This window comes from Ancylobacter sp. TW_SC_1 (genome assembly GCF_056836805.1).
The window spans coordinates 4067911-4093128 of the sequence record NZ_CM166365.1 but is presented as its reverse complement, the minus strand read 5'-3'; the positions used below and the strand labels follow the sequence as shown (position 1 = coordinate 4093128).

The following is a 25218-nucleotide window of genomic DNA, read 5'->3' as shown; positions in this document are numbered from 1 at the left end:
ACGGTAAAAAGTGGAGGGAACCTCGATGATCAAGGACATTCTCGTCAGCCTGCGTGTGGGCGAAGGCGCCGACGATACGGCTGTGGACTATGCCGTCTCCGCCGCAGCCGCGCTCGGTGCGCATCTCACCGGCGTGGCGGTGAGCTACGAGATCGACGTGCCGCCGGTCTATACGGAGGCATTCTCGACCGATTTCATCGAGGCACAGCGGGCCGAGAGCCAGCGTCTGGCGAAGGCGTCGGTGGATCGCTTCGGCGAGGCGTCGCGGTCGCTCGGGCTTTCCGGCGAGGTCCGCCTGATCGACGGGACACCCGGCGGGGCGGCCGAGCAAATCGGCGTGATGGCGCGGCTCTACGACCTCACCATCGTCAATCAGGCCGATCCCGACCGGCTCGGCGCCGAGGAAGTCATTACCGAGGCGGTGCTGTTCGATTCCGGCCGGCCGGTTCTGGTCGTGCCGCGCAAGCAGGCCAAGCCGTTCTCCGCCAAGCGCATCCTGGTCGCCTGGGATGGCGGGCGCGTATCGGCCCGTGCGGTGGCCGAGGCCCGTCCGCTGCTGGCGCATGCCCATCTCGTCGAGGCGGTGGTGGTGGACACCGGCAAGCCGAAGAAGGGTGTCGATCTGCCGGGCGCCGATCTCGCCCGCCACCTGGCGCGCCACGAGAAGACCGTCGAGCTGCGCCGGCTGGTGCCGAGCGGTGACGAGGGCATCGTCGACGTACTGCTGAAGGAAGTGGCGGCGCGCGACATCGACCTCGTGGTGATGGGCGGCTATGGCCACTCGCGCCTGCGCGAATTCGTGCTCGGCGGCGTGACGCGCGACATGCTGGAGCGCATGACGGTGCCGCTGTTCCTGGCCCATTGAGGCCGGTCGGAGAAAGCCGATCACCAAGCCCGGCGCCTCGCGCCGGGCTTTCTTGTTTCCATACGTGTTTTGCACCCGCGCGCCGTCGGATCGCAAGGCGATCTTAAGAGGTGGGCGGGCAGTTCGACTGGTAACCCTTTACGATCGCGTGGAGGGTGGACAGCACAGGATGACGAAAGGACTCGAAATGAAGCGGCTTCTTGCCACCGCGCTGGCTCTGATGGCCACAGTCAACATGTCCCTCGCCTGCACGGCCGTCGATCTCGCCGCCACCGATGGCAGTGTCATTGCCGGGCGCACCATGGAATGGGCGTTCGACATGAAATGGCAGCTGGTCAGCCAACCGAAAGGAACCGAGCTGACGCTGGTCGCGCCGAAGGCGCTCGACCTGCCGGCCCACAAGGTCACCACCAAATATTCGGTCGTCGGCGTGAACGCCGGCATCATCCCGGGCGGCGCGCTGCTCGACGGGCAGAATTCGGAAGGGTTGTCGATGAGCGGCAACTTCCTGCCCGGCTTCACCCAGTACCAGTCGGTGACGAAGGACGACAAGCAATACCAGACCGTGCTCACCTTCGGCTCCTGGGCGCTGGGCAGCTTCGCCACCGTGGGCGAACTGCGCGCGGCGCTGAAGACCATGAAGGTATGGGCGGACGACACGCTCCCCACCGGCCCCACGCCGGCGACGATCCACTTCGTCTTCGTCGATCGCAGCGGGGCGGGCATCGTGGTCGAATATGTCGGCGGCGAGGTGCAGATCCACGACAATGTCGCGCATGTGCTCACCAATTCGCCGACCTATGACTGGCATCTGAACAATGTCCGCAACTATCTCAGCCTGACGACGGTGGGCGTGCCGAGCCGCGAGGTCGGCGACGTGAACGTGACCGAGCTCGGCCAGGGTGGCGGCCTGCTCGGCCTGCCGGGCGACTACACCCCGCCCTCGCGCTTCGTCCGCGCCACGGTACTGCGCCACAATGTGAGCGAGCCGAAGGATGCGCGCGCGGCGGCGCAGGCCGTCGCCCACATCCTCAACAATGTCGACATCCCGCTCGGCATCGCCCAGTTCCACCAGAAGGACGGCACGCTGGGGTCCGACTACACCCAGTGGGTCGTGGTGAAGGACCTGACCAACAACCGGTTGATGATCGCCGATTACGACAACCGGCTGAACTACCTCACCATCGACCTCGCTCCGCTCTTCGCGCAGGAGAAGCCGGCGTCGCGGCTGGTCACCGAGCTGCCCTACCCGAAGGCGAGCGCCGGCGCCGAGGTTCTCGCGCCCTGATCTCCCCGGCCGGCCCGGCGCCTGCCGGGCTGGCCGGTGGCTTGCATGGCTCCTCGCGATTGGAAGCGAGGAGGTCGCGCGCCATGACGTCAGAGGCCATGTCACCCCCGACATTGTCACCCCCGACACTTTCGGCGGAGCGAATCCGCGCCGCCGACGCCTTCGCCATGGCCTATGTCCGCAAGCGAGGCGGACGCGTGCGCGTGCGTCCCGACGTGTGGATGGAATTGCGCGCGGCCGGCGCGGACATGTCGCTCTACATCTGCGACACGCGCTGACGGATCGGCCGAAACGGATGGTACCCATCCGTTTCGAACAGTTGAGCCACCAGATCACTGCTCCGCGGGCCGACTGTCGCGGTCGGACCCCACGCGAAGCGGAATCCGGCTCACCTGGGGAAGGCGCGTCGGAACCAAGGAGCTGGCGTTCGTTTGGCGAACGGGTGTTCGTCGGAAAGGCGCTGGCGGGCGCGCAAATGCGAGGAGGCCCCGCCGGGGGGCAGGGCCTGTCACGGTGCATGCGGGTGGCCGAATGCGCCGGCGGTCAGCGCTTGGTCTGGGACTCGTCGATCAACGCTTCGACGGCGCCGATCGTCACCTCGAGATCGGTGATCTTGCGCAGCGTCTTGTCGGAAGGGAGCGTGCCGGCCTCGGCCGCGGCGTGGATAAGCTCCTGCTGGGCGGTCAGTAGCCGGGAGCGGAGAGCCTCGAGCTTGGAGGGCATGATATCCTAACCGTAAGTCTTGAACTGGATCATGGCCGGTGTGGTCACGGTGGAGCGGTCGCTCCTGATCATTTGACGCTGCGTCGTCCGCTGCCGGGCTTGCTCGGTGCCGGCACCTGCTCCGCCGCTTCCCTTGCCAGTCTTGCCAGCTTCAGCCGGGCGGTCTTGGCGTCCCGGCTCACGACTTCCTGCTCAATGATCGACATGGCGATGCGAGATACCGCATCCGCCTTGCTTTCGGACTTCGAGAGCGAGGGTTTGAAGGCGCCATCGCGGGTCGGCTTCGTCATCTCTCACTCCCTGAAAAACGAAAAGGCCGGGTTTCCCCGGCCTCTCCCAACTGCCTCAACGATCTGTGCCAGTACATCCGTGGTCAAAGACCGGAGGCAAATTCTCACGCAGCCTGGAGGCTGCCGGCCGAGCTCTTGCCGGTGCGGCGGTCGGTCTCGATTTCATACGAAATCTTCTGGCCTTCCTGAAGGCCGAAGAGACCAGCGCGCTCGACGGCGGAGATGTGCACGAACACGTCCGGGCCGCCGTTGTCCGGCTGAATGAAACCAAAGCCCTTCTGGCCGTTGAACCACTTCACAGTTCCGATCGCCATGATCGATATCCTTTCATTCGACATAGAAATTCGATCACCCGCGCTGAAGCGGGCGTCACGTTGACATCGATTTGAGAGGAATTTCGCTACGGCGCAAAGCTGCGCAAACAAAGTTCAACGTGCAAGATCGATGAATCTATCATACACGGGTCACGCCTCTCGCGCAAGCCCGGTCAGAATTATTTCGGGTCCGACATCGACGGCGCCGACATCGGAGCGCCAGTTCTCGGAGCCCCGCGGCCGACGAGCGGCTTCTTCTTCGGTGCCGCAATCAAGCCATCGCGAACCGCCTGCTTCCGCGCTGCCTTGCGGGCGCGCCGAATGGCTTCGGCATCCTCGCGGTTCCGGCGCTCGGAAGGCTTCTCGTACGAACGACGAGCCTTCATCTCGCGGAAGATGCCTTCGCGCTGCATCTTCTTTTTCAGAACCCTCAGAGCCTGGTCGACATTGTTGTCGCGAACGAGAACTTGCAAATCATGTCCAATCTAGTGCAGCCGAGCTGCTGTTCGATATGGCCCCCGGAATTGACGGCGCATGACTTATATGGTGAGCGGCTCGGCGATTGGAAGGAAAAAGGGCGCCAGGGCCCCGAGGCGGGGTCGCGGCGAACCGTTCCACGTTCCGGCTCGGCCGACCGTAGGGACGATCATGCCGTGCTCGCGAGCTTCATCCGATGCTTCCATCGGCGATGGCAGCGACGGTTTCCCGCGCAGCGCCAGCTCATGCAAAGCCATTGATTACGCGGGATGGATTTCTGGTACAGCTGGGTGGGCTCGAACCACCGACCTCCGGTTCCACAGACCGGCGCTCTAACCAACTGAGCTACAGCTGCGTGCCAGAACGGCGCGGAACCTACTTTGCTGTTCCGCGCTTTGCAAGACCGCCCGGACGGCTTCCGTGCGAGGGGTGGACAACGCGTCTGCGGGGCCGTGGCACGCTTCCTGTATGCTCGGCGCGGAAGCGCGTGGCGGCAGGGGGGCGACAATGAGCGGACAGGCGACGAATGACCGGGAGGCGGATCTCGGAACCTTTCTCGATGCGGGGCTGAGGCTCGCCGGCCTGCCTCTGGAGCGGGAACTGCGCCCGCGCGTGCTGATGCATCTGGAGACCGCGGCGGCAATGGCGCAACTGGTCGTCGCGTTCGAACTGCCGGACGAGGCCGAACCCGCGCCGGTCTATCTGCCGTGAGCGCGCCCGGCATGGACACGGACAAGCAAGCTGCCGGACTGCTCGCCGGCCCCGCGCTCGCGCTCGCGGCCGCCGTGCGCGAGGGACGCGTGAGTGCGCGTGCTGTCACAGAGGCGGCACTCGCGCGCATCAACGACGTCGATCCGGTGCTGAACGCCTTCACCGACGTGACGGCGATGCGTGCCCTCGCCGAGGCGGATGCGATCGACGCCGCACGGGCCGCGGGGGCGATTCTCGGCCCGCTGGCGGGGGTGCCCTTCGCGGTGAAGAACCTGTTCGATCTCCAGGGGCTGCCGACCCGGGCCGGCTCCAAGATCAACCGCGACCGACCGCCGGCGGCGCGCGACGCGACGCTGGTCGAGCGGCTGTCGGCCGCCGGCGCGGTCTGCTTCGGCGGGCTCAACATGGGCGAATATGCTTATGACTTCACCGGCGAGAACGCGCATGACGGCAATTCGCGCAATCCGCACGATCTCGGGCATATGTCGGGCGGTTCCTCGGGCGGATCGGGTTCGGCGGTCGGCGGCAAGCTCGTGCCGCTCTCGCTCGGCTCGGACACCAACGGGTCGATCCGCGTGCCGTCCTCCTTCTGCGGCATTTTCGGGCTGAAGCCGACCTATGGGCGGCTGTCGCGGGCGCGCAGCTTCCCCTTCGTGGCGAGCTTCGACCATCTCGGCCCCTTCGCCCGCCATGTCGGCGATCTCGCGGCCTGCTACGACGCGCTGCTCGGGCCCGACCCGGACGACCCCTCCCTCGCCGACAAGCCCTTCGCCCCGACGCTGCCGGGGCTCGACGCGCCGGGCGCGCTGGAGGTCGCGGTGCTCGGCGGCGGGTTCGCGAGGGCGGGCGCGCCGCAGGCCTATGCGGCGGTGGCGCGGGCGGCGAAGGCGCTCGGGGCAACGGCAACGGTGGAGTTGCCGGAAGTGGAGCGCGCGCGCGCCGCCGCCTTCGTCATCTCCATGGCCGAGGGCGCGGCGCTGCATGCGGGGCGGCTGCGCGCGCGGCCGGCCGATTTCGATCCGGCGGTGCGCGAGCGCCTGCTCGCCGGCTCCGTGCTGCCGGGCACCTGGATCGCCAAGGCGCAGATTTTCCGGCGCTGGTTCCGCGAGCGGGCGCTGGCGCTGTTCGCCGACTGGGACGTGCTGATCGCGCCGGCGACGCCGGTGCCGGCGCCGCGCAGTGGGCAGGCGACCTTCGTGCTCGACGGGCGCGAGATGCTGGTGCGGCCGAATATCGGCATCTACACCCAGCCCATCTCCTTCATCGGCCTGCCGGTCGTGGCGGCGCCGATTCCGACCGGCGAGCGGCTGCCGATCGCCGTGCAGCTCATTGCCGCGCCGTGGCGCGAGGACGTGGCGCTGCGCGCCGCGCAGGTGCTGGAAAAAGCCGGCATCGCCGTCGCCCCGGAACCGGCGGTCTAGTCGCGCCGGAACGCCACGTTGGCGATGAAGCCGACGGCGAGCGCGCCGAGCGCGGTGACGATGCCGTAGAGCCAGGGGCGGTCCTGCGCGGCCGTGGCGACGGCCTGCTCGAAATCGATCTTCGCCACTTCGAGGCCGACCGAGCCCCGGCTCACCAGAGCGCCGTCGGCGAAGGTCTTCACCACCACCTCATAGGCGCCGATGGGCGCCGTGCCGGGGATGGGGATCGCGGCGCGGAACACGTTCGGGGCGATGAACTCGACGCCGGCAGGCTTCTCGAGATAGAGCCCCTGCGCCTGCTTCACCCGCAGGAAGGCCTGGCGGAACGGGTCCTCCGGCACGACGTCGGCATAGTCGCTGCCGATCCGCTGCAGCAGATGGTTGTTGGCAAGGCCGGCCTGTTCCTGTCGCAGGATATCGGGGGCGGCCACCAGCGCCGGCTCACGGTTGCTCAATACGGCGAGATAGGCGGGCGCCGCGAGGAAGGTGCGGCTGTCGACATTGATCCAGAGCCCGAAATGCCGGGCCTTGCGCCAGGTGATGAAGCCCTCGTTCGGCCCGCGCACGGTGACGACGACGTCGCGGTGCCCTGACGCCGGGGGCGTCTGGTCGGGGTCCAGCACGCCGAACAGGACGATCGTCTCGCCGGTGAAGTTCGAGGTGATCGTCACGCGCGACTTGGAGAGCGACAGGACGAGGTCGTTCGCGCCCGCCGCGCCGGACAGCATCAGCAGGGCCGGCAGGGCCAGCAGGAATATCCGTCTCATCGCGCGGCCTCGTCGATGACGACGGTGTAGAGATCGGCCGGCCGGGTCATCTGGTCCACCGCCACGCGGATGCCGACGCCGAGCACCAGCAGGCCGAGCAGCAGGCGCAGCCTTTCCGCCTTCATCGACTGGCCGGCCCGGGCGCCGAACTGCGCGCCGATCGTGCCGCCCACCATCAGCACGAGGCCGAGGACCGCGTCGACGGTCTGGTTCAGCACGGCATGCATGACGATGGCGGCGGTCATCGTCACCAGGGTGAGCATCAACGCCGTGGCGACCGAGGTCAGCGTCGGCACGCGCAGGAGATAGATGAGCGCCGGCACCAGGAGGAAGCCGCCGCCGATGCCCATCAGCGCGCCGAGGAAACCGATGGCGAAGCCGATCGTCACCACCGGGATGGCGGAGACGTAGATGCGTGACTGGCGGAAGCGCATCTTGAACGGCATGCGCAGGAACCAGGGGTGCGCGCCGGGCCGCTTCACGCGGGCCTTCTCGCCGCGCCATTCGCGTAGCAGCGCCCGCAGGCTCTCCACCACCATCAGCGCGCCGATGGTGCCCAGCATCACGATGTAGGTGACGGCGATGACGAGATCGAGCTGCCCGTAGCGCCGCAGGATCATGAAGGTGACGACGCCGCCCAGCGTCCCCGTCAGTCCGCCCGTCAGCAGGACGAGGCCGAGCTGCACATCCACCAGCTTGCGCCGCATATAGGTGAGGGTGCTCGAGAAGGACGAGGCGGCCATGTGGGTCGACACGCTGGCCACCGCGACCGCCGGGGGCACGCCGAGGAAGATCAGCAGCGGCGTCATCAGGAACCCGCCGCCCACGCCGAACATGCCCGAGATGAAACCGACCGCGATCCCCAAAGCGAGGAGCGTGAAGATGTTTACCGGCAGTTCCGCTATCGGCAGATAGATCGTCACGGGTCGGCCTGGCGCAGGGGGATTATTCCTGTGAGGGACTTAGCAGGATTCGGGCGGCAAGGGTGAGCCATGCGAGACCCGCCGGAGCGGCCGGCGTGCGGCTGCTCGAAAGGAACTTTTGTGTAATACATAATTACCAATAATGTAGTTTCGCAAGGATGCGAGATTTGTAGTATTATTATAATACATTGTATGCGCCATTAGGTTGATGTCGGCGGTATTATTAGAAATAAGTCGAATATGTCACGATTGCTGACTTAACGTTTCGAAGGCGCGTGCTAGCGTGCCGCCGTCAACGGACCCGAACGAGGTCCGGCATGTCTAGGAGGAAACCCTATGTCTATATTCCGGCGCGGCCAGCGTTCCGTTGCGCTGCTTGCATCGACCATGCTTGCGGGCTCGATGCTGATCTCGGTTTCGGCTAACGCCCAGTCGACCGACAATATGCAGAAGCTCTCGAATTTCCAGACGACCGGCGCTTCCATGGAAATGGAAACGGTGCCGCAGACCGGCCCGCGCGTCGACGCCTTCAACAAGACGCTCGCGGGAATCAAGCTCCCGGATGGCTTCAAGATTGCGCTCTACGCCATCGTGCCGGATGCGCGCGAGATGGCGATCGGCCCGACGACGGGTGTCGTCTTCGTCGGCACCCGCAAGTCCAAGGTATGGGCGGTGACGGATCGCGACAAGGATCGCGTCGCTGACGAGGTCAAGGTCTTCGCGCCCTCCATCAAGTTCACCCTGCCGCACGGCGTCTGCTTCTCGAAGGACGGCTTCCTGTTCGTTGCCGAGCAGAACCGGGTGCTGCTGTTCCCGGCGGCCGAGTACTTCTACGAAGGACCGGACGTCGCCGCCTTCGAGGTGGTCAAGCAGGGCGAGTTGATCCCGCCGAGCGAGGAATCCTACAACCATACGGCGCGCGTCTGCCGTATCGGGCCGGACGACAAGCTCTACATCACGCTCGGAAACCCCTTCAACGTGTTCGCGCCGGAGAAGTTCGACCTCTACAAGAAGAACGGCATCGGCGGCATCGTGCGCATGGACCGCGACGGCAAGAACCGCGACGTCTATGCGTGGGGCATCCGCAATTCGGTGGGCATGGACTTCAACCCGAAGGACAAGACCCTGTGGTTCACCGACAACCAGGTCGACGGCATGGGTGACGACATCCCGCCCGGCGAGCTGAACCATGCGACCAAGGCCGGCCAGTATTTCGGCTTCCCCTATTTCGGCGGCGGTTCCGTCCGCACCGCCGAGTACAAGGACCAGACGCCGCCGGCGGACTCGGTCAAGCCGGAAGTCGAAATGGTGGCGCACGCCGCCGACCTCGGCATGACCTTCTATACCGGCAAGCAGTTCCCGGCGAAGTATCGTGGCGGCATCTTCTCGGTGCAGCACGGCTCGTGGAACCGCACCACGCCGGTCGGCGCGCGGGTGATGTTCACCAGCCTGAAGGAGGACGGCACCGCCGACAAGACGGAGCCCTTCGCCTCCGGCTGGCTGTCGGACGGCGAGTATCTTGGCCGTCCCGCTTCGGTGGCGCAGCTCAATGACGGCTCGCTGCTCGTGGCCGACGACACCTCGGGCGCGATCTATCGCATCTCCTACGAGAAGTGAGCCATCTGCCGCCCCCGCGAGCTCATGGCCGCGGGGGCGGTCCCTTCTCTTCGGCCGGGAATACTCTATGAAACCAACGATCTTAATGTCGCTGCTGGCGGCATCGGCACTGGCGTGCGCCCCGGCAGTGGCGCAGGATGCCAAGGCCGGGCGTGCCAAGGCTTCCGTCCAATGCGCGGTCTGTCATGGCCAGGACGGCATCGCCCAGCTTCCGACGGCGGCGAACCTTGCCGGCCAGCAGGAATTCTATCTGGCCAAGGCGCTGGAGGATTTCCGCTCCGGCCGGCGCGTCAACGAGATGATGACGGTGGTCTCCAAGGATCTGACCGATGCCGATATCGCCAATCTCGCGGCGTGGTACGCCTCAATGAAGGTCACCGTGCAGGCGCCCTAGGTGCATTTTTCGCGAAAGTCGATTGGCTTCCGCGCCTGGAAAATACGCCGGATTATTGAATCTCGAGTGCTTTCCAACGTGCCTCGTGGTGGACGTCGCGGCAGGCCGCGACGTCCACCTTTTCGTTCAATGGTCTTTCCGCGTTTGCCGGTACTGCGCCAGCAGTGCGGCGAGGAGGGCTTCGACCGCCCGGAGGAGCGGCGTTCGCGTCGACCGGGCGGGGCGGGAGAGGTGAATGTGGACGAAGACGGCAAGGCGCGGGCCGCCATCGGCCCGGCATCCCGCCTGCGCCCAGCCATAGCCGCGCCAGGCCAGCGCGTTGCAGACATAGCGCCCGGCATCGCGCGAGAGGCGGGCCGGAACGCCGGTCTCGCGCACGGCGCGCAGCAGGTGCATCGGCGAGGCACCCAGCCTGCGCAGGGCCGGCCCATCCCGCTCCAGCCGGCGCGCGGCGGGCCGCCGGCGGGCCGCGTCCGGGAAGACGCCGGTGGCGTTGCGGGCGACGAGTTCGATCGAGACGTGACGACGCCGTGCGGCGACGCCGAGCATCAGAACGATGTCGGGCTTCATCTGGTCGAGCAGGCCGGTGAACGCTTCCGCCGCATCCCAGCGGGTCGGCAGGATGCGCGCTTCGATCGTCCCTGAAGCAAGCCGGCGGCTGCGCGCCAGCAAGATGGCGAGCCCGGCCGACGGATTGGCTGGCATGCCGGGAAAGCGACCGAAGCCGGTGACGAGAATGCGTGGCCCGAGCGGCATTCTCAGGCTGCGCGGGTGGCCAGCGCCCGCGCGAGCGCGCCCTCGAGGTCCGCGAGCTGGAACGGCTTGCTCAGCAGCGGGCAGTCACGCCACGCCGCATCGATCGCGCCATCCGTGTAGCCGGTGGAGAACACGATCGGGATGCCGTGGCGTGCAATGGCCGCCGCGACGTCGTAGCTGTGCCCGCTACCGAGATTGAGGTCGAGCATGGCGATGTCGATCTCGTGGTGATGCGCGGCAATGAAGTCGAGCGCGTCGGCAGGGCGCGACTCCGTCCCGATGACGATGGCGCCGAGTTCCTCGATCATGGCCTCGATCATCATCGCCACGAGCGTTTCGTCCTCGACGATGAAGACACGGCGGCCGGACGGCCCGTGCTGTTGCCCCATGTTGCCCGTCACCCCTTTTGGTTCGCGCCGGCCGCCACCGGCGCCAACCAAGAACCGCCCCCCACTGGCTCGCGGACAGAGTTCCCCGGCATTCCGGCTTTTTTAAGCGAGTCACCAGCCGAAGAGGGCGGCGATGCGCGAGGCTCCGAGCGTCGGTGACAGGGTGCCGTCGGCGACGGAACGCTCGATGGAGGGGAGTGCGGCGCGTAGCGCGGGATCAGCACGCATGCGTTCGCGCAGCCGGTCGTCGAACAGCGCCCACATCCACTTGACCTGCTGGGCGCGGCGCTTGGCGGCGAAGGCACCGGCGCGCTCGGACCGCTCGCGGTGCAGCCGCACCTGCGCCCACAGCTCCGCGATGCCCTCGCCGGTCAGGCCGGAATAGGTCAGCACCGGCGTCGACCAGTGCGGCTCGCGCCCGCCCAGCACATGCAGGGCGGCGCGGTACTCGCCCGCCGCCGCCCTGGCGCGCGCAAGGTTGGCGCCGTCCGCCTTGTTCACCGCGACGATGTCGGCGAGCTCGATGATGCCCTTCTTGATGCCCTGCAGTTCGTCGCCGGCGCCGGGTAGCATCAGCACGAGGAACGTGTCGGTCATGTCGGACACAGCGGTTTCCGATTGGCCGACGCCGACCGTCTCCACGAGGATCACGTCATAGCCGGCCGCTTCGCACAGCAGCATGGTCTCGCGCGTGCGCGCCGCGACGCCGCCCAGCGTGCCCGAGGAAGGCGAGGGGCGGATGAAGGCGCGCTCGTCCATCGACAGGCGGGCCATGCGCGTCTTGTCGCCGAGGATCGAGCCGCCGGTCCGCGTCGAGGAAGGGTCGACCGCGAGCACCGCCACGCGGTGGCCCTGCGCGAGGAGATGGCAGCCGAGCGAATCGATGGTGGTGGACTTGCCGACGCCCGGCACGCCGGTGATGCCGACGCGGATGGCCGCAGCTTGATGTGGCAGCAGCGCCTGCAGTAGCTCGCCCGCCAGTTCCCGGTGTGCGGCCTTGCGCGATTCGATGAGGGTGATGGCGCGCGCCAGCGCGGCGCGGCGCCCGGCACGGACACCTGCGACGAGTTCGTCGAGCGTGGGAAGCGGGTGGGCGTGGATCAAATCGGGGACCTGCGCGTTATCGGGGCGATGCTAGCAGCCAAGCCGTTGCCTGACGAGGCGAGGCACCTTCGTTTCAACCAGGAGACCCCCAATGAACTGGGATCGGATTGAAGGCAATTGGAAGCAACTCAAGGGGCAGGTGCGCCAGCAATGGGGCAAGCTGACCGATGACGACGTCGATCGGCTGCACGGCAAGCGCGATGAACTCGAAGGCGTTCTTCAGGAGCGCTATGGCCTCGCCAAGGACGAGGCCAATCGCCAGATCGACGACTGGTCGCGCCGCTTCAAGATGTGAGCGCCCGACGGCGCGCTTCGATCGGAAGCCAAGCCGGCCTGAAAGTGCCAAGGCCGAACAGAGCCCCCGCCGCCCGGCGGGGGCTTCGTCATGTCAGGAATGGGCGAAGTCCCAGTAGAGTTCGCGGGCCTTGCAGTAGAGCGGCCCCGGCTGCAGGTCGCGCTCCTCGATGCGCGTAACCGGCGAGACCTTGGAATAGTTGCCGGTCGAGAAGATCTCGTCTGCGCCCTGGAAGTCGCGCCAGGTCAGGGCCCCCTCGACGACCTCGACGCCGGCCTCGCGCAGCAGACCGATGGTGCGGGTGCGGGTGATGCCGGCGAGGAAGGTGCCGTTCGGCGCCGGCGTGAAGGCGACGCCGTCCTTGGCGATGAACACGTTGGCGGTGGCGAGCTCGGCGACGTTGCCGAGCATGTCGCACAGCGCGGCATTGTCGAAACCGCGGGCATGCGCCTCCACCAGCGCGCGGCTGTTATTGGGATAGAGGCACCCGGCCTTGGCGTCAGTGACGGCGCATTCGATGGTCGGGCGCCGGTAGTGCGACAGGGTGATGGAGGTGCCGTGCGCCGGGTCCGGCATGCCCGCCTCGTAGAGGCTGAGGCACCAGCGGGTGGATTCCGGGTCGGCGTCGACGGTGCGCGCGCCCGGGTACTCGGCCCAGTACATCGGCCGGATATAGAGCGCGGCGCCGGGCGCGAAGCGCTTCACGCCCTCATGCGCCAATTCCGACCATTTCCCGACCGAGACCAGCGGCTTCAGCCCCATCGCGACGGCCGAGCGATTGACGCGCTCGCAGTGCAGATGGAGATCGGGCGTCACGCCCTCGAAAGCGCGAGCGCCGTCGAACACCGAGGTGCCGAGCCAGGCGGCATGGGTGCGCACCCCCATGATCGGCACGTTGCCCTCGTGCCAATCCCCGTTGAAGAAGGTCCAGGTGCGGGTCCAGCTATGGGACATCGGCTCAACCTTGCTGCGCCAGTGCCGCAAGGATGCGGACCCAGCTGCGAATGCCCTTGTGGAACGAGGTGAGGTCGTATTTCTCGTTCGGCGAATGGATACGGTCGTCGTCGAGCGAGAAGCCGACGAGCAGCGTGTCCTGTCCAAGTACCTTCTTGAACTGGCCGACGACCGGGATGGAGCCGCCTTCGCCGACCGTGACCGGCGGCGTGCCCCATTCGGCCTCCAGCGCGGTGGCAGCTTTGGCGAGATCGGGGCTGTCGTGGCGCACCGCGACCGCCGCGCTGCCCTCGCCGCCGAGGAACTCGACCGAGCAGTCGGCCGGCACCCGCGCGCGGATGAAGGCGCGCACGGCGTCGCGCACCTGCACCGGATCCTGATTGGCCACCAGCCGGCAGGAGATCTTGGCGGTGGCGATGGAGGGGATCACCGTCTTCGAGCCCTCGCCGATATAGCCGCCCCACATGCCGTTGACCTCGAAGGTCGGGCGCGAGGAGATCATCTCGATCAGCAGGCGATCCTTCTCGCCGACCGGGTTGGCGAGGCCGACCGGGCCGAGGAAATTCTCCGGCGTGAGGTCGAGCTGCGACCAGGCCGCCCTGGCATAGTCCGGTGGCTCGACCACGCCGTCGTAGAAGCCGGGAATGGTGACGCGCCCGTCCGGTCCGTGCACGGCGGCGATGATCTTCGACAGGACGTGCAGCGGATTGGCGGCGGCGCCGCCATAATAGCCCGAATGCAGGTCGCGGTCGGCGCAGCGGATGACGAACTCGTCATGCATCAGCCCGCGCAGCGACAGGATGATGGACGGCGTCTGCGCGTCCCACATGCCGGTGTCGCAGACGAGGGCGAGGTCGGCTTTCAGTTCGTCCCTATGGCCGGCGATGAACGGGCCGATATTGACCGAACCGGACTCTTCCTCGCCCTCGACGACGATGGTGACGTCGACGGGCAGCCTGCCGGTGGTCTTCACGAAGGCGCGGCAGGCCTCGACGAAGGTCATGACCTGGCCCTTGTCGTCGGCCGAGCCGCGGGCGACGATGCGCTTCACGCCGTCGGCGTTCTCGACGATGCGCGGCTCGAAGGGCGGACTCTCCCACAATGCGAGCGGGTCGACCGGCTGCACGTCGTAATGGCCGTAGAACATGACCCGTCGCGCCGCGCCGCTGTTGGACGTGCCGGTCACGATGGGATGGCCGGGCGTCTCGTTCAGCTTGGCCGTCAGTCCGAAGCCGGCGAGGTCGTCGACCAGCCACTGGCCGGCGCGCCGGCACTCGGCTGCATAGGCCCGGTCGGTCGAGATCGAGGGGATGCGCAGGAAGGCGAACAGACGCTCGAGACTGGCGTCGAGATCGGCATCCACGGCGGCGAGAACACGGTCGAGATCACTCATCGGATTGGGTCACTTGCGGCGGTTGGAAGGCTTCGGGCCGGCGAAATCGTCGAATATCTGCGCGAAGTCGTCGGTGGAGCCGGAGCTGGAGGCGCGGCTGCGCGAAGGGGGCGTCTCCGACACGGCGCGCGTGGCGGTGCGGCTGCGGCCCCCCAGCACGTTGCGCAGGATGGCCTTGGTCAGCTGGTTCGTGACCTCGCGCGCAACCTGCCGTGTCACCTGCTCGCCGACGCTCATGCGTCCGCGCGAGGGCGTGCCGAAGATGCCGCCGAGCACGTTGCCGAGCCAGCTGCCGCCCGAAGCGTCGGCCTGCGTGGGGGCCGGCGCGGAGGTGCCGCCCGAGGGAGCCGGCGTGCCCGGGGCCTCGGGCGGAGCGTTCTCCTCGGCCCGCTTGGTCAGGACCTCATAGGCCGACTCGCGGTCCAGCGTCTCGTCATAGAGGTCGCGCACCGGACTTTGAGCGATGGCGACCTTGCGCAATTCCGGCGTGATGGGGCCGACGCGGCCGGCCGGCGGGGCGATGAGCGTGCGCTCGACCATGGAAGGCGTGCCGTTGCCCTCCAGCGTCGAGACCAGCGCCTCGCCCTTGCCGAGCTCGGTGATGACCTGCGCGGTGTTGAGCTTCGGGTTGGGACGGAAGGTGTCGGCCGCCGCCTTCACCGCCTTCTGGTCGCGCGGCGTGAAAGCGCGGAGTGCATGCTGCACGCGATTGCCGAGCTGGGCGAGCACGCTCTCGGGCACATCGAGCGGGTTCTGCGTCACGAAATAGACGCCCACGCCCTTGGAACGGATGAGCCGCACCACCTGCTCGACCTTCTGCAGCAGGGCCTTCGGCGCCTCGTCGAAGACCAGATGCGCCTCGTCGAAGAAGAACACGATCCTTGGCTTGTCCGGGTCGCCGATCTCCGGGAGTTCCTCGAACAGCTCGGACAGCAGCCACAGCAGGAAGGAGGCGTAGAGCTGGGGCGAGCCCATCAGCCTGTCAGCGGCGAGCAGCGAGATGGTGCCGTAGCCCGAACGCGGATCGACCCGCATGATGTCGGTGATCTTGAGGGCGGGCTCGCCGAAGAACTTGTCCGCGCCCTGATTCTCCAGCACCAGAAGCGAGCGCTGGATGGCGCCGACCGTGGCGGGCGAGACATTGCCATAGGTGGTGGTGAGCTTGGCCGCGTTCTCCGCCGTAAAGGCGAGCATCGCCCGCAGGTCCTTCAGGTCGAGCAGCAGCAGGCCCTGCTCGTCGGCGATGCGGAAGACAACGTTGAGCACGCCTTCCTGCACCTCGTTGAGGCTCATCAGCCGCGCCAGCAGCAGCGGCCCCATCTCCGAGACGGTCGCCCGGACCGGGTGGCCCTGCTCGCCGAACAGGTCCCAGAAGATCACCGGGAACTCGTCCGGCACGTAGTCGATGCCGATCTCCTCGCAGCGCTTGACGATCCAGTCCTGCCCCTCGCCGGGCATGGCGACGCCGGACAGGTCGCCCTTGATGTCGGCGGCGAAGACCGGCACGCCGGCACGCGAGAAGCCTTCCGCCAGCGTCTGCAGCGTCACCGTCTTGCCGGTGCCGGTGGCGCCGGTGGCGAGGCCGTGGCGGTTGGCGAGCTTGAGGGCCAGGTATTCGGGCTTGCCGGCGTCATTCGAGGTGCTCCTGCCGACAAAGATCTTGCCGTCGATGTCCCCGGACATGGTCGTCTCCTGCGAGCGCACGCGTTGCCTCCTTTAGAGCGCAGGCGAGGGCGGTTCGGCAAGCTGCGCCGCAACGTCAAATGGTTGAGCTTGGCTTCGAGATGCTTGCCTTCCGCGCTGGGGCGGGCGATTTGGTGCGCACCACCTTCAAATTCGGGAACGCCATGGCCTCGCTCGCGCCGCCCACCCAACGCCTCTTCGACGCGCGCGGCCGCCGGCTGGACTATGCCGGCCGCACGCTGGTCATGGGCATCCTCAACGTGACGCCCGACTCCTTCTCCGACGGCGGGCGCAGCGCGGCGCTGGACGACGCGCTGACCAACGCGCATCGCCTCGTCGCGGAGGGAGCCGACATTCTCGACATTGGCGGCGAGTCGACCCGTCCCGGCCACACGCCGGTGCCGGTCGAGGAGGAACTGCGCCGGGTGCTGCCGGCCGTCGAGGCGCTTGCCTTGCTGCCGGTGCCGCTCTCCGTCGACACGCAGAAGGCGGCTGTCGCCGAGGCGGCGCTGAAGGCCGGGGCCAGCATCGTCAACGACATATGGGGCCTGATGGGCGACCCGGAGATGGCGCGCGTGGCGGCGGCCTATGACGCCGGCGTGGTGGCGATGCACAACCGGACGACTGTCGATCCGGGCGTCGACATCGTCGCCGACATCACGGCCTTCTTCGAGCAGTCGCTGGAGCGGGCGGCGCGGGCCGGCATCCGGCCCGAGCGCATCAGCCTCGATCCCGGCATCGGCTTCGGCAAGACCTTCGAGCAGAATCTCAAGGCGCTGGCATCGCTCGCCACCTTCGGCCGGCTGGGCTTTCCGATCCTGCTCGGCACCTCGCGCAAATCGCTGATCGGCAAGGTGATCGAGGCGGCGCCGGCCGAGCGCCTGCCCGGCACCATCGCCTCCAATGTGATCGGGATTCTGGCCGGCTGCGCCATCATCCGGGTGCATGACGTGGCCGCCCATGTGCAGGCCGCGCGGGTGACGGAGGCGATCCTCCATGCCTCCTGAATTCTTCATCCGCCGGCCGCGCAAGGTCGAGAAGCGGGTCGCCTATCTCTGTCTCGGCTCCAATCTCGGCGACCGGGCCGGGACGATGGCGAAAGCCGTGGGGCTGATCGCCCGCACCGGGCTGAAGATCATCGCCCGCTCCTCGCTCTACGAGACGCCGCCCTGGGGGCCGGTGCCGCAGGGGCCCTACCTCAACATGGTGGTGGCGGTGGAGACCGAACTTTCGGCGCGCGAACTGCTCAACATGTTGCTCGGCGTCGAGCACGCCTTCGGCCGCGACCGCACCCGCGAGGTGCGTTTCGGGCCGCGTACCATCGACATCGACATATTGCTCTATGGCGACGAGGTGGTCGCCGAGCCGGACCTTGAAATCCCGCATCCGCGCATGATGGAGCGCGCCTTCGCGCTGATCCCGCTGAACGAGCTGGCACCCGATCTCGTCGTCGGCGGCGTGGCGGTGAAGGAGGCACTGGCGGGCCTCGACCGTAGCGGCATCGTCAAGGTCGACCCGCAGCCCGTGACCTACTGAAATGGGCAGGGGCGGCGGATCGCTCCTCCGCCCCCGCGCATGCCGCGTTCAGCACCTGTCGTCAGCGACACACCTCGACATCGCGGTGCCGCAGCCGGCCCCAGCGATTGTAGTAGGTCTGGGTTTCGACCCAGCAGCGCGGGCGGTGGCGGCGGTAGTCGCCGCGACGGGGACCATAGCCGTCATAGTAGCCGGGGCCATGGGCGGGCACATAGCGCGGGCCGTAATAGGGGGCGGCGGGGGGCGGGCCGTAGCCGTCGCTCACCGCGGCCGCCGCGAGGCCGCCGATGACGAGGCCCCCCACAATGCCGGCCGCGATGGCGGCGCCGTCATTGTTGCGGGCCTGGGAGGTGGAGGGCAGGGACGCCAGCATCACGCCGGCAAGGGCAAAAGTGGCGATCGTGGCGGGCTTGGCGAAGCGGATCATGACGGACCCCTTGAGAACTCCGGCGGCCGGTATTGGCCGTTGATGGGGATAGGTCTAGCTGTTGGCCTCCGAACCCAAACTGAACCGCCTGTTGCAAAAGGTTCATCAACCTGAACGCATTCCAGTCCATCCGTTCATCGGGCATTCACCCCGAGACGCAGCCCCCTCGAAACGCAGGAGCGAAGCTTTGCCCGACTACGACAGGGAAGGTCTTGTTTCCGCCTGGTCCTTCGACGGCGCCGGCGGCGCGCGGCGCATCGGCTGGGAGGATGTCCTGCGCGGGCCGCCGACGGGCAACGGGTTCGACTGGATCAACCTTCAGCAGCTCGACCACAGGCACGGTCGCACCTGGCTGACGGACGACAGCGGAATCGACCCGTCCATCGTCGAGTCGCTGATCGCGGCGGAGACGCGCCCGCGCTGCGCGCTGTTCGACAATGGAGCGTTCCTCAACCTGCGCGGCATCAACCTGATGCCCTATTCGCTCCCCGACGAGATGCATTCCGTCCGCTTCTGGGTGGAGCCGCGCCGCATCGTCTCGGTACGCAAGCGCTCGCTGTCGGCGGTGGGCGACTTCGAGGACGCGATCCAGCGCGGCCGTGCACCGCGCACGCCGGGCGAGTTCGTCGCCGATCTGTCGATGCGTCTCGTCGACCGCATGGACACGGTGATCACCGCACTGGCCGAGCAGGCGGACGAGCTGGAAGAGCAGGTGCTGCGCGCCACGCTTTCCAATCTCAGCCCCAAGGTCTCCGAGGTCCGGCGCGTCGCCATCATCCTGCGCCGCTATATCGCGCCGCAGCGCGAGGCGCTGAACCATTTCTCGCTGGAAGATGCCGAATGGCTCTCCCCGCGCGACCGCAACCGGCTGCGCGAGGCGGCCGACCGCGTCACGCGCTTCGCCGAGGAACTGGACTCCGTGCGCGACCGCGCGGCGGTGATCTACGATCAGATGGTGGAACGCCGCGCCGAGCAGATGAACCGCTCCATGCTCATCCTCGCCGCCGTGACCGTCATCTTCGCCCCGCTGACGCTGATCACCGGCCTCATGGGCATGAATGTCGAGGGCATACCGGGCTCGCAGGACCCGAACGGCTTCTGGGCGGTCACGGTGGTGGCGGCGCTTCTGGGCGTCGGGCTGGTGGCGCTGCTGCGCAAGATCCACTGGCTCTAGGCACTCCCTTCCAACGGCGCGGCGAGTGACTACATTCGCAAGCGAGGGAGACGCGGCGGTCGCGCCATCCGCGGAGGAACGGGCCATGACGCGCTGGATCGTGGGTGGAGGCGCCGCCATGCTGGCGACCCTCGGCGTGCTGGCGGCGAGCGGGCCGGCAGCGGCCTATGAGTTCACCGGCACATTTCCGGGCGGAAACTGCCGCGCGATGGCCGGCTCGATCCCGCCGGCGCAGCTCTGGTACGGCCATTTCACCGGCCGCCGGGAAGCGCCGTGGAACACCGACTTCATCGAGGGACGCACGGCCGAGGGATGCTTCCGTAGCAAGGGCGAATGCGAGAACTGGCTCTACCAGTGGCGCTCCGCCTGGCAGCTCAATTTCTGGAACGACTACTGCGTGAAGGGCTGGCCGCCCAAGGCTCGCCCGGCCGGGCCGCGCACGGAAGTGCCGTTCGGGCAGTAGGGCGGGAGAGCGGCGCGCACAAAAAAGGGCGCCATCGGCAAGCGACGGCGCCCGTTCTGTCGTCAGGCGTCAGGTCAGACAGCCTTGGAATAGAGTTCGGCGACGTAGTCCCAGTTCACCAGGTTCTCGACGAACGCCTTGAGGTAGTCCGGGCGGCGGTTGCGGTAGTCGATGTAGTAGGAGTGCTCCCACACGTCGCAGCCGAGAATCGGGGTCGCGCCGTGGACCAGCGGGCTCTCGCCATTGGCGGTCTTCATGACGACGATCTTGCCGTCCTTGACCGCCAGCCAGTTCCAGCCCGAGCCGAACTGCGTCACGCCGGCCTGGATGAAGTCTTCCTTCATCTTGTCGACCGAGCCGAGGTCCTCGACGATCTTCTTCTCAAGCTCGCCCGGAATGGCGCCGCCGCCATTCGGCTTCATCCACTTCCAGAAATGGATGTGGTTGAAATGCTGGCCGGCATTGTTGAACAGCCCGGCATTCTTGCCGAAGGAGCCCTTGACGATCTCCTCCAGCGACTTGCCTTCCCACTCGGTGCCCTTCAGCAGGTTGTTGCCGTTGTTCACATAGGCGAGGTGGTGCTTGTCGTGGTGATATTCGAGCGTCTCGCGCGACATGAAGGGCGCGAGCGCGTCGTAGGAATAGGGAAGCTCGGGAAGCGTGAAGGACATGGAATCTGTCTCCGCAGAGTGAAATCCGGCCGCGCCGCTACGGCGCCTTCCACGGGTGCGCGGGCACCGCGAAAGATCGGCTAGGACTAGATAGGGCGCTCCGCGACGGGCGACAACCAAAAGCATCGCGCGCGGCCGATTTCTTCCCCGATTTGCGCCGCCGGGGCATTTGGCGTACGGCGCTTTCGTTAAAGCTGTACTAGACGTAAAGTCTCGTAGAAGAAGGATCGGCGGCGAATCGGTCCGACGGAGTTTCTATATGGGTGCCATAGTCATCGGAATCGGCGTAGCGGTTGCCGCGCTTGGTATCGTCCTCGGAGCAATTGGGTTCGGTTCCGCCGAGACAACTTCCGGCGCAAGCCTGATGACGGTCGGTAGTGCGGGTTTTGTCGGCGGACTTCTGATGGTCGCCCTCGGCTTCATTCTGAGGGTCTTGCAGGAGATCGCCGAGCGGCTGGACGGGGCGGTCCATTTCGAGCCGGACGAGGACGATGTGCCGGTCGGACGCGTCGCCGCGACTGCTCTTGCTATCGAGACCGAGGAATTCGCGCCCGTCGCGCCGGCTTTCCCGGAAGAGACGAGGGCGCCGCAGGCTCCGGCCTATGCGGCGGTGGAGGACAACGCTGCAGCCGGCGACGAGCGCGCCGCGCCGTCCTGGTTCCGGCGCAAGCGTCAGGCCGAGACGAGCGAGCCCGTCTATGAGGCCGAGCGCGACTATCCCCCTCAGCCCGAAGCCGAACCACTGCCGCCGTTCCGCTCTTCGTCGCCCGAGGCCGCGCGGCCGGTGGCGCACCGCGAGCCGCCGCCGTTCCTGCGGGGCGGACCCTCGGCCGAGCGCCCGGCGCCCGCTGGCGTCGCCGAGGAGAGCTTCGAACCGGCGCGCCCGCCGCGTCCGCGCGAGAGCTTCGCACCCGAGCCGGGCGCGCCGCCCGCCTTCCTGCGTGAGACCGATCTGCTCGCCGAGGAGCCCGAAGCGGCTCCGGCCGAGCCGGAGGTGACCGTGCTGAAATCCGGCACCATCGGTGGCATGACCTACAAGCTCTATTCGGACGGATCGATCGAGGCGGACCTGCCGGATGGCACGCTGCGCTTCGCCTCGCTGCAGGAACTGCGCGATCATGTGGCCGGCGGGATGAACCGCGGCTAGGCCGTCATTTCCCGACCAGACATGCAAAGGGCGCCCCAAGGGCGCCCTTTCTCGTTTCAGCGCCCGGCGATGGCGAGGGCGAAGGCATAGACCATTGCCGTTTCCTCCAGCCGGTCGAAGCGGCCGGCGGCGCCGCCATGCCCCGCCTCCATGTTGGTGCGCAGCAGCAGCGGGCGGCGATCGGTCTTCATCTCGCGCAACCTCGCGACCCATTTGGCGGGTTCCCAATAGGTGACGCGCGGATCGGTGAGGCCGGCGAGGGCGAAGATCGCCGGATAGTCCTGTCCCGCGACATTGTCGTAGGGCGAGTAGGAACGGATCGTGGCGAAGGCGTCGGCATCGCTGATCGGATTGCCCCATTCCGGCCATTCCGGCGGGGTGAGGGGCAGCGTGTCGTCGAGCATGGTGTTGAGCACGTCGACGAAGGGAACTTCCGCGACGATGCCGGCGAACAGGTCGGGGCGCATATTGGCGACCGCGCCCATCAGCATGCCGCCGGCCGAGCCACCATGGGCGACGATGTGGTCCGGCGCGACGATGCGCTCGCGCGCCAGATGCTCCCCGGCGGCGATGAAGTCGGTGAAGCTGTTGGTCTTCTTGGCCAGCTTGCCCTCGCGGTACCAGCGCCAGCCCTTCTCCGTGCCGCCGCGTATATGCGCGATGGCATAGACGAAGCCGCGATCCACCAGCGACAGGCGCGAGGTCGAGAAGCTGGCCGGGATCGAGATGCCATAGGCGCCATAGCCATAGAGCAGGCAGGGGGCGGTGCCGTCGAGCGGGGTCTCCCTGGCGAATAGCAGCGAGACCGGGATCAGCTCGCCGTCCGGCGCCGGCGCCATCACGCGGCGGGTGACGTAGCGCTTCGGGTCGTGGCCGGAGGGCACTTCCTGACGCTTGCGCAGGACGCGGGTCCGGCTGATGAGATCGTAGTCCCACACTTCCGATGGCGTGGTCATCGACGAATAAGTGAAGCGTATCTCGGTCTTGTCGAAGCCGTAGCCGGGATCGAAACCCAGCGAATACGCTTCTTCGGGGAAGGCGACGATGTGCTCACCGCCATCCTTCAGCGCGCGCACGACGATGCGCGGCAGGCCATCCTCGCGCTCGAGCCGCACGAGGTGCGAGCGGAAGGCGCTTTGCGAGAGGAGGAGCCGGCCCGGTTTGTGCGCCACCAGATCGCGCCAGTTGGCCCGGCCGGGCGTGGCGAGCGGGGCGGCAACGATCTTGAAGTCCTCGGCGCCATCGGCATTGGTCTCGATGATCAGGCTCTCGACGCCGTCCAGCGAGGGGTGGTGCTCGACGCCGTAACGCAGGCCCGGCTCGCGGGGTTCCACCCGGATGGGAGCGGCGAGCGGCGCGTCGAGGTCGATCAGCCAGACCTCGCTGGTGTCGTGATCGCCGCAGGCGATCAGGCCGAAGCGACCCGACTGGGTGCGGCCGAGCGAGACGAAGAAGCCCTTGTCCGGCTCCTCGTAGATCAGTACGTCCTCGGCCGGATCCGTGCCGAGCGCATGGCGGTAGACGAAGCTCGGGCGGTGCTCGGCATCGCGGCGGACGTAATAGAGATAGGCACCGTCGGCGCTCCACAGCACGTCGCCGGTCGTCTCCGTGACGAGGTCGGCGAGGTCGCTGCCGGTGGCGAGGTCGCGGATGCGCAGCGTATAGTACTCGGACCCCGCCTCGTCCGCAGTCCAGGCGTAGAGCCGGTGGTCCGGCGACTGCCGGGCGTCGCCGAACTGGAAATAGGCCTTGCCTTCCGCCAGCGCGTCGCCGTCGAGCAGGATGGTCTCTCCGGCGACGGCGCCGGCCGGCCGCCGGCAGATCAACGGGTGCTGGCCGCCGTCGCGGAAGCGGGTGAAATAGGCGAAGGGACCGTCGGCCGCGGGGACGGACGAATCGTCTTCCTTGATGCGTGCCCGCATCTCGCCGACGAGGGTGCGGCGCAGCCCGGCATGCGGGGCGAGCCAGGCTTCCGCCGCCGCGTTCTCGGCCTCCAGCCAGGTGCGGATGTCGGCGTCGAGCACCGACGGGTCGCGCATGACCTCGCGCCAGTTCTCGGCGCGAAGCCAGGCATGGGGATCGACCAGCGTCTGACCATGGAAGCTGTGGACCAGCGGCGGATGGGCACTTGCCGGCGCGGCGGCATCCGAACTCACGAGGCGGCACCCTGCGCGGCGGATGCGTCGGCCTCGAAGCTGAGGGCGACGCCGTTGATGCAGAAGCGTAGGCCCGTCGGGCGTGGGCCATCAGGGAAGACATGGCCGAGATGGGCGTCGCAGGTGGCGCAGCGCACCTCCACGCGATGCATACCGTAGGAATGGTCGTGATGCTCGGCGATCGCCTCGGAATCAACCGGCTGGAAGAAGCTCGGCCAGCCGGTGCCGGACTCGAACTTGGCGTTGGAGCGGAACAGCGGCGAGCCGCAGCACACGCAGCTATAGGTGCCGGGCACCTTCTGCGACAGGTGCGGGCCGCTGAAGGCGCATTCGGTGCCATGGCCGCGCGTGACGTGGTACTGCTCCGGCGTGAGCTGGGCGCGCCACTGCGCGTCCGTCTTCACCACTTTGGGGCGGCGGGATGCTTGGTCCATGAGGGGAATCCTTGAGGTTTTCCGCAGAGATAATCGTCCATTCCGGCCCCGGCAAGTGTTGTGGCCGATCACGAAGTCTTGGCCGATCGCATGGCGGACGGCCTCTGGCGGAGAAATCAGGGCCTTGATGAAATTCAGCTTGCGGAACAGATGCGACAGTCTCGCCGCCTGCAGGCCGTCAGCGCAAATGCGTTGACGTTTGTTCGAAAAATCTTGTTATCGGTCGTTATCAAGTCTATTTGTGAAATCGTATCCGGATGTAGAGTGAATACGATCTTGCACGACGTATTTCAGCGTACATCGACGGATGTGGAAGGGCGCCCTCGCACGGCGCCAGGGTTTATCGATGTCATTTGAAGAACGGGCCATGAGCGACACCAACGACGCCGACAGCTATATCGAACTCGCCGCCGATATCGTCTCGGCGTATGTGAGCAATAACGCGATCTCGGCCAATGATCTCGCCTACCTCATTGCCGATGTGCACGGTGCGCTGCTGCGTGTCGGCAAGGGCGAGGCCGAGCCGGTCGCCGAGCCGCTGAAGCCGGCCGTGCCGGTGAAGAAGTCCGTGACGCCCGATTATATCGTCTGCCTCGAGGACGGAAAGAAGTTCAAGTCGCTGAAGCGGCACCTGCGCACGCAGTACAGCCTGACGCCCGAGGAATATCGCGAGAAGTGGGGCCTGCCGGCCGACTATCCGATGGTCGCGCCCAATTATGCGGCCGCGCGTTCGGCGCTGGCCAAGGAAATGGGGCTCGGCCAGCAGCGCCGCCGTTCCGCGCGCGCCTGATCCGCCTTCGCCGGAAGCAAACATCAACGGAAAAAGGCCGCCACGTGATGTGGCGG

General features: G+C 67.2%; 30 protein-coding genes and 1 tRNA gene. 14 read left to right on the top strand and 17 right to left on the bottom strand.

All coding sequences use genetic code 11. The features are described from left to right. The first annotated feature begins 25 nt into the window (after nt 1-25). The 3 genes from AC1PZ7_RS19340 (at nt 26) to AC1PZ7_RS19330 (ending at nt 2431) form a co-directional block, all read left to right on the top strand. Entirely contained in the window at nt 26-865 is an 840-nt protein-coding gene (locus tag AC1PZ7_RS19340) for a universal stress protein (protein ID WP_482356810.1), read from the top strand. 187 nt (nt 866-1052) lie between these two features. Then, nucleotides 1053-2153, top strand: coding sequence for a choloylglycine hydrolase family protein (locus AC1PZ7_RS19335; protein ID WP_482356809.1), 1101 nt, complete (start codon nt 1053-1055; stop codon nt 2151-2153). 83 nt (nt 2154-2236) lie between these two features. Continuing rightward, nucleotides 2237-2431 carry a hypothetical protein gene (locus tag AC1PZ7_RS19330; protein ID WP_482356808.1) on the top strand — a complete coding sequence of 65 codons (195 nt, stop codon included), beginning with the start codon at nt 2237-2239 and terminating at the stop codon, nt 2429-2431. 265 nt (nt 2432-2696) lie between these two features. Here the strand turns inward: AC1PZ7_RS19330 and AC1PZ7_RS19325 are convergent, their stop codons facing one another. The 5 genes from AC1PZ7_RS19325 to AC1PZ7_RS19305 form a co-directional block, all read right to left on the bottom strand. Then, a complete protein-coding gene (locus tag AC1PZ7_RS19325; protein WP_482356807.1) occupies nt 2697-2876 on the bottom strand; it encodes a hypothetical protein in 180 nt (59 codons plus the stop codon). Nucleotides 2877-2944: 68 nt separating this feature from the next. Further along, a complete protein-coding gene (locus AC1PZ7_RS19320; RefSeq protein ID WP_482356806.1) occupies nt 2945-3166 on the bottom strand; it encodes a hypothetical protein in 222 nt (73 codons plus the stop codon). 104 nt (nt 3167-3270) lie between these two features. Further along, on the bottom strand, nt 3271-3480 hold the full coding sequence (locus tag AC1PZ7_RS19315) for a cold-shock protein (protein ID WP_482356805.1): 210 nt from the start codon (nt 3478-3480) through the stop codon (nt 3271-3273). A 179-nt stretch (nt 3481-3659) separates the two neighbouring features. Further along, nucleotides 3660-3953, bottom strand: a complete 294-nt coding sequence (gene rpsU, locus AC1PZ7_RS19310) for a 30S ribosomal protein S21 (RefSeq protein ID WP_482356804.1) — start codon at nt 3951-3953, stop codon at nt 3660-3662. Nucleotides 3954-4235: 282 nt separating this feature from the next. Next, nucleotides 4236-4312 (bottom strand) — tRNA-His (locus AC1PZ7_RS19305). Between the two features lie 152 nt (nt 4313-4464). Here AC1PZ7_RS19305 and AC1PZ7_RS19300 point away from each other — a divergent pair. Both AC1PZ7_RS19300 and AC1PZ7_RS19295 read left to right on the top strand, forming a co-directional pair. After that, nucleotides 4465-4668 (top strand): DUF4089 domain-containing protein, encoded by a 204-nt coding sequence (locus tag AC1PZ7_RS19300; protein ID WP_482356803.1) that lies wholly within the window; start codon nt 4465-4467, stop codon nt 4666-4668. 11 nt (nt 4669-4679) lie between these two features. Next, nucleotides 4680-6089, top strand: coding sequence for an AtzE family amidohydrolase (locus AC1PZ7_RS19295; RefSeq protein WP_482356802.1), 1410 nt, complete (start codon nt 4680-4682; stop codon nt 6087-6089). Here the strand turns inward: AC1PZ7_RS19295 and AC1PZ7_RS19290 are convergent. Both AC1PZ7_RS19290 and AC1PZ7_RS19285 read right to left on the bottom strand, forming a co-directional pair. Then, nucleotides 6086-6856 carry a TIGR02186 family protein gene (locus AC1PZ7_RS19290; RefSeq protein WP_482356801.1) on the bottom strand — a complete coding sequence of 257 codons (771 nt, stop codon included), beginning with the start codon at nt 6854-6856 and terminating at the stop codon, nt 6086-6088. The genes AC1PZ7_RS19295 and AC1PZ7_RS19290 overlap by 4 nt on opposite strands. After that, the gene (locus AC1PZ7_RS19285) at nt 6853-7779 is read right to left on the bottom strand and encodes a sulfite exporter TauE/SafE family protein (protein ID WP_482356800.1); all 927 of its coding nucleotides are present in this window, start codon (nt 7777-7779) and stop codon (nt 6853-6855) included. Before AC1PZ7_RS19285 ends, AC1PZ7_RS19290 begins: the two co-directional genes overlap by 4 nt. 336 nt (nt 7780-8115) lie before the next feature. On the opposite strand from AC1PZ7_RS19285, the gene AC1PZ7_RS19280 reads away from it, so the two are divergent. Both AC1PZ7_RS19280 and AC1PZ7_RS19275 read left to right on the top strand, forming a co-directional pair. Continuing rightward, the gene (locus AC1PZ7_RS19280) at nt 8116-9396 is read left to right on the top strand and encodes a PQQ-dependent sugar dehydrogenase (RefSeq protein WP_482356799.1); all 1281 of its coding nucleotides are present in this window, start codon (nt 8116-8118) and stop codon (nt 9394-9396) included. Between the two features lie 67 nt (nt 9397-9463). After that, the gene (locus AC1PZ7_RS19275; protein ID WP_482356798.1) at nt 9464-9790 is read left to right on the top strand and encodes a c-type cytochrome; all 327 of its coding nucleotides are present in this window, start codon (nt 9464-9466) and stop codon (nt 9788-9790) included. 126 nt (nt 9791-9916) lie between these two features. Here AC1PZ7_RS19275 and AC1PZ7_RS19270 read toward each other — a convergent pair whose 3' ends face one another. Genes AC1PZ7_RS19270 through meaB form a run of 3 tightly spaced genes read right to left on the bottom strand, consistent with a single transcriptional unit; the run spans nt 9917 to nt 12039 of the window. Then, a complete protein-coding gene (locus AC1PZ7_RS19270) occupies nt 9917-10546 on the bottom strand; it encodes a pyroglutamyl-peptidase I (RefSeq protein ID WP_482356797.1) in 630 nt (209 codons plus the stop codon). Between the two features lie 2 nt (nt 10547-10548). Beyond that, a complete protein-coding gene (locus AC1PZ7_RS19265) occupies nt 10549-10986 on the bottom strand; it encodes a response regulator (RefSeq protein WP_482356796.1) in 438 nt (145 codons plus the stop codon). Between the two features lie 60 nt (nt 10987-11046). After that, complete coding sequence (gene meaB, locus AC1PZ7_RS19260; RefSeq protein WP_482356795.1) at nt 11047-12039, bottom strand: methylmalonyl Co-A mutase-associated GTPase MeaB; 993 nt, start codon at nt 12037-12039, stop codon at nt 11047-11049. Nucleotides 12040-12130: 91 nt separating this feature from the next. On the opposite strand from meaB, the gene AC1PZ7_RS19255 reads away from it, so the two are divergent. After that, the gene (locus AC1PZ7_RS19255) at nt 12131-12334 is read left to right on the top strand and encodes a CsbD family protein (RefSeq protein ID WP_482356794.1); all 204 of its coding nucleotides are present in this window, start codon (nt 12131-12133) and stop codon (nt 12332-12334) included. Between the two features lie 93 nt (nt 12335-12427). On the opposite strand, the gene AC1PZ7_RS19250 is transcribed toward AC1PZ7_RS19255, so the two are convergent. Genes AC1PZ7_RS19250 through AC1PZ7_RS19240 form a run of 3 tightly spaced genes read right to left on the bottom strand, consistent with a single transcriptional unit; the run spans nt 12428 to nt 16364 of the window. Then, nucleotides 12428-13288: a branched-chain amino acid aminotransferase gene (locus tag AC1PZ7_RS19250; RefSeq protein WP_482356793.1), complete on the bottom strand. Its 861-nt coding sequence runs from the start codon at nt 13286-13288 to the stop codon at nt 12428-12430. 4 nt (nt 13289-13292) lie between these two features. Continuing rightward, nucleotides 13293-14681 (bottom strand): M20/M25/M40 family metallo-hydrolase, encoded by a 1389-nt coding sequence (locus AC1PZ7_RS19245; protein ID WP_482356792.1) that lies wholly within the window; start codon nt 14679-14681, stop codon nt 13293-13295. A gap of 9 nt (nt 14682-14690) precedes the next feature. Then, entirely contained in the window at nt 14691-16364 is a 1674-nt protein-coding gene (locus AC1PZ7_RS19240) for a helicase HerA-like domain-containing protein (protein ID WP_482356791.1), read from the bottom strand. A gap of 164 nt (nt 16365-16528) precedes the next feature. Between AC1PZ7_RS19240 and folP the strand changes: the two genes are divergently transcribed. Further along, a complete protein-coding gene (folP, locus tag AC1PZ7_RS19235; protein WP_482359682.1) occupies nt 16529-17371 on the top strand; it encodes a dihydropteroate synthase in 843 nt (280 codons plus the stop codon). Then, nucleotides 17361-17900: a 2-amino-4-hydroxy-6-hydroxymethyldihydropteridine diphosphokinase gene (folK, locus tag AC1PZ7_RS19230; protein WP_482356790.1), complete on the top strand. Its 540-nt coding sequence runs from the start codon at nt 17361-17363 to the stop codon at nt 17898-17900. Before folP ends, folK begins: the two co-directional genes overlap by 11 nt. A 61-nt stretch (nt 17901-17961) precedes the next feature. Here folK and AC1PZ7_RS19225 read toward each other — a convergent pair whose 3' ends face one another. Beyond that, on the bottom strand, nt 17962-18327 hold the full coding sequence (locus AC1PZ7_RS19225; protein ID WP_482356789.1) for a hypothetical protein: 366 nt from the start codon (nt 18325-18327) through the stop codon (nt 17962-17964). 187 nt (nt 18328-18514) lie between these two features. On the opposite strand from AC1PZ7_RS19225, the gene AC1PZ7_RS19220 reads away from it, so the two are divergent. Beyond that, nucleotides 18515-19501 (top strand): zinc transporter ZntB, encoded by a 987-nt coding sequence (locus AC1PZ7_RS19220; RefSeq protein WP_482356788.1) that lies wholly within the window; start codon nt 18515-18517, stop codon nt 19499-19501. An 85-nt stretch (nt 19502-19586) separates the two neighbouring features. Next, nucleotides 19587-19964 (top strand): hypothetical protein, encoded by a 378-nt coding sequence (locus tag AC1PZ7_RS19215; RefSeq protein WP_482356787.1) that lies wholly within the window; start codon nt 19587-19589, stop codon nt 19962-19964. 74 nt (nt 19965-20038) lie between these two features. Here AC1PZ7_RS19215 and AC1PZ7_RS19210 read toward each other — a convergent pair whose 3' ends face one another. Beyond that, nucleotides 20039-20635 (bottom strand): superoxide dismutase, encoded by a 597-nt coding sequence (locus tag AC1PZ7_RS19210; protein ID WP_482356786.1) that lies wholly within the window; start codon nt 20633-20635, stop codon nt 20039-20041. A 364-nt stretch (nt 20636-20999) separates the two neighbouring features. Between AC1PZ7_RS19210 and AC1PZ7_RS19205 the strand changes: the two genes are divergently transcribed. After that, nucleotides 21000-21782, top strand: a complete 783-nt coding sequence (locus AC1PZ7_RS19205; RefSeq protein WP_482356785.1) for a hypothetical protein — start codon at nt 21000-21002, stop codon at nt 21780-21782. Nucleotides 21783-21838: 56 nt separating this feature from the next. Here AC1PZ7_RS19205 and AC1PZ7_RS19200 read toward each other — a convergent pair whose 3' ends face one another. Further along, a complete protein-coding gene (locus AC1PZ7_RS19200; RefSeq protein WP_482356784.1) occupies nt 21839-23938 on the bottom strand; it encodes a S9 family peptidase in 2100 nt (699 codons plus the stop codon). Next, nucleotides 23935-24372, bottom strand: coding sequence for a peptide-methionine (R)-S-oxide reductase MsrB (msrB, locus tag AC1PZ7_RS19195; protein ID WP_482356783.1), 438 nt, complete (start codon nt 24370-24372; stop codon nt 23935-23937). Before msrB ends, AC1PZ7_RS19200 begins: the two co-directional genes overlap by 4 nt. A 367-nt stretch (nt 24373-24739) precedes the next feature. On the opposite strand from msrB, the gene AC1PZ7_RS19190 reads away from it, so the two are divergent. After that, nucleotides 24740-25162, top strand: coding sequence for a Ros/MucR family transcriptional regulator (locus AC1PZ7_RS19190; protein WP_482356782.1), 423 nt, complete (start codon nt 24740-24742; stop codon nt 25160-25162). Nucleotides 25163-25218 lie beyond the last annotated feature (56 nt).

What these genes read in the sequence shown, in the direction of transcription:
- AC1PZ7_RS19275 (WP_482356798.1), top strand. Translation starts at nt 9,464, where the DNA reads ATGAAACCAACGATCTTAATGTCGCTGCTGGCGGCATCGGCACTGGCG.
- AC1PZ7_RS19335 (WP_482356809.1), top strand. Translation starts at nt 1,053, where the DNA reads ATGAAGCGGCTTCTTGCCACCGCGCTGGCTCTGATGGCCACAGTCAAC.
- AC1PZ7_RS19280 (WP_482356799.1), top strand. Translation starts at nt 8,116, where the DNA reads ATGTCTATATTCCGGCGCGGCCAGCGTTCCGTTGCGCTGCTTGCATCG.
- AC1PZ7_RS19320 (WP_482356806.1), bottom strand. Translation starts at nt 3,166, where the DNA reads ATGACGAAGCCGACCCGCGATGGCGCCTTCAAACCCTCGCTCTCGAAG.
- AC1PZ7_RS19255 (WP_482356794.1), top strand. Translation starts at nt 12,131, where the DNA reads ATGAACTGGGATCGGATTGAAGGCAATTGGAAGCAACTCAAGGGGCAG.
- AC1PZ7_RS19190 (WP_482356782.1), top strand. Translation starts at nt 24,740, where the DNA reads ATGAGCGACACCAACGACGCCGACAGCTATATCGAACTCGCCGCCGAT.
- AC1PZ7_RS19240 (WP_482356791.1), bottom strand. Translation starts at nt 16,364, where the DNA reads ATGTCCGGGGACATCGACGGCAAGATCTTTGTCGGCAGGAGCACCTCG.
- AC1PZ7_RS19300 (WP_482356803.1), top strand. Translation starts at nt 4,465, where the DNA reads ATGAGCGGACAGGCGACGAATGACCGGGAGGCGGATCTCGGAACCTTT.
- folK (WP_482356790.1), top strand. Translation starts at nt 17,361, where the DNA reads ATGCCTCCTGAATTCTTCATCCGCCGGCCGCGCAAGGTCGAGAAGCGG.
- AC1PZ7_RS19205 (WP_482356785.1), top strand. Translation starts at nt 21,000, where the DNA reads ATGACGGTCGGTAGTGCGGGTTTTGTCGGCGGACTTCTGATGGTCGCC.
- folP (WP_482359682.1), top strand. Translation starts at nt 16,529, where the DNA reads ATGGCCTCGCTCGCGCCGCCCACCCAACGCCTCTTCGACGCGCGCGGC.
- AC1PZ7_RS19225 (WP_482356789.1), bottom strand. Translation starts at nt 18,327, where the DNA reads ATGATCCGCTTCGCCAAGCCCGCCACGATCGCCACTTTTGCCCTTGCC.
- AC1PZ7_RS19290 (WP_482356801.1), bottom strand. Translation starts at nt 6,856, where the DNA reads ATGAGACGGATATTCCTGCTGGCCCTGCCGGCCCTGCTGATGCTGTCC.
- AC1PZ7_RS19340 (WP_482356810.1), top strand. Translation starts at nt 26, where the DNA reads ATGATCAAGGACATTCTCGTCAGCCTGCGTGTGGGCGAAGGCGCCGAC.
- msrB (WP_482356783.1), bottom strand. Translation starts at nt 24,372, where the DNA reads ATGGACCAAGCATCCCGCCGCCCCAAAGTGGTGAAGACGGACGCGCAG.
- AC1PZ7_RS19270 (WP_482356797.1), bottom strand. Translation starts at nt 10,546, where the DNA reads ATGCCGCTCGGGCCACGCATTCTCGTCACCGGCTTCGGTCGCTTTCCC.
- AC1PZ7_RS19295 (WP_482356802.1), top strand. Translation starts at nt 4,680, where the DNA reads ATGGACACGGACAAGCAAGCTGCCGGACTGCTCGCCGGCCCCGCGCTC.
- AC1PZ7_RS19210 (WP_482356786.1), bottom strand. Translation starts at nt 20,635, where the DNA reads ATGTCCTTCACGCTTCCCGAGCTTCCCTATTCCTACGACGCGCTCGCG.
- AC1PZ7_RS19245 (WP_482356792.1), bottom strand. Translation starts at nt 14,681, where the DNA reads ATGAGTGATCTCGACCGTGTTCTCGCCGCCGTGGATGCCGATCTCGAC.
- AC1PZ7_RS19215 (WP_482356787.1), top strand. Translation starts at nt 19,587, where the DNA reads ATGACGCGCTGGATCGTGGGTGGAGGCGCCGCCATGCTGGCGACCCTC.
- AC1PZ7_RS19315 (WP_482356805.1), bottom strand. Translation starts at nt 3,480, where the DNA reads ATGGCGATCGGAACTGTGAAGTGGTTCAACGGCCAGAAGGGCTTTGGT.
- AC1PZ7_RS19325 (WP_482356807.1), bottom strand. Translation starts at nt 2,876, where the DNA reads ATGCCCTCCAAGCTCGAGGCTCTCCGCTCCCGGCTACTGACCGCCCAG.
- AC1PZ7_RS19250 (WP_482356793.1), bottom strand. Translation starts at nt 13,288, where the DNA reads ATGTCCCATAGCTGGACCCGCACCTGGACCTTCTTCAACGGGGATTGG.
- AC1PZ7_RS19330 (WP_482356808.1), top strand. Translation starts at nt 2,237, where the DNA reads ATGACGTCAGAGGCCATGTCACCCCCGACATTGTCACCCCCGACACTT.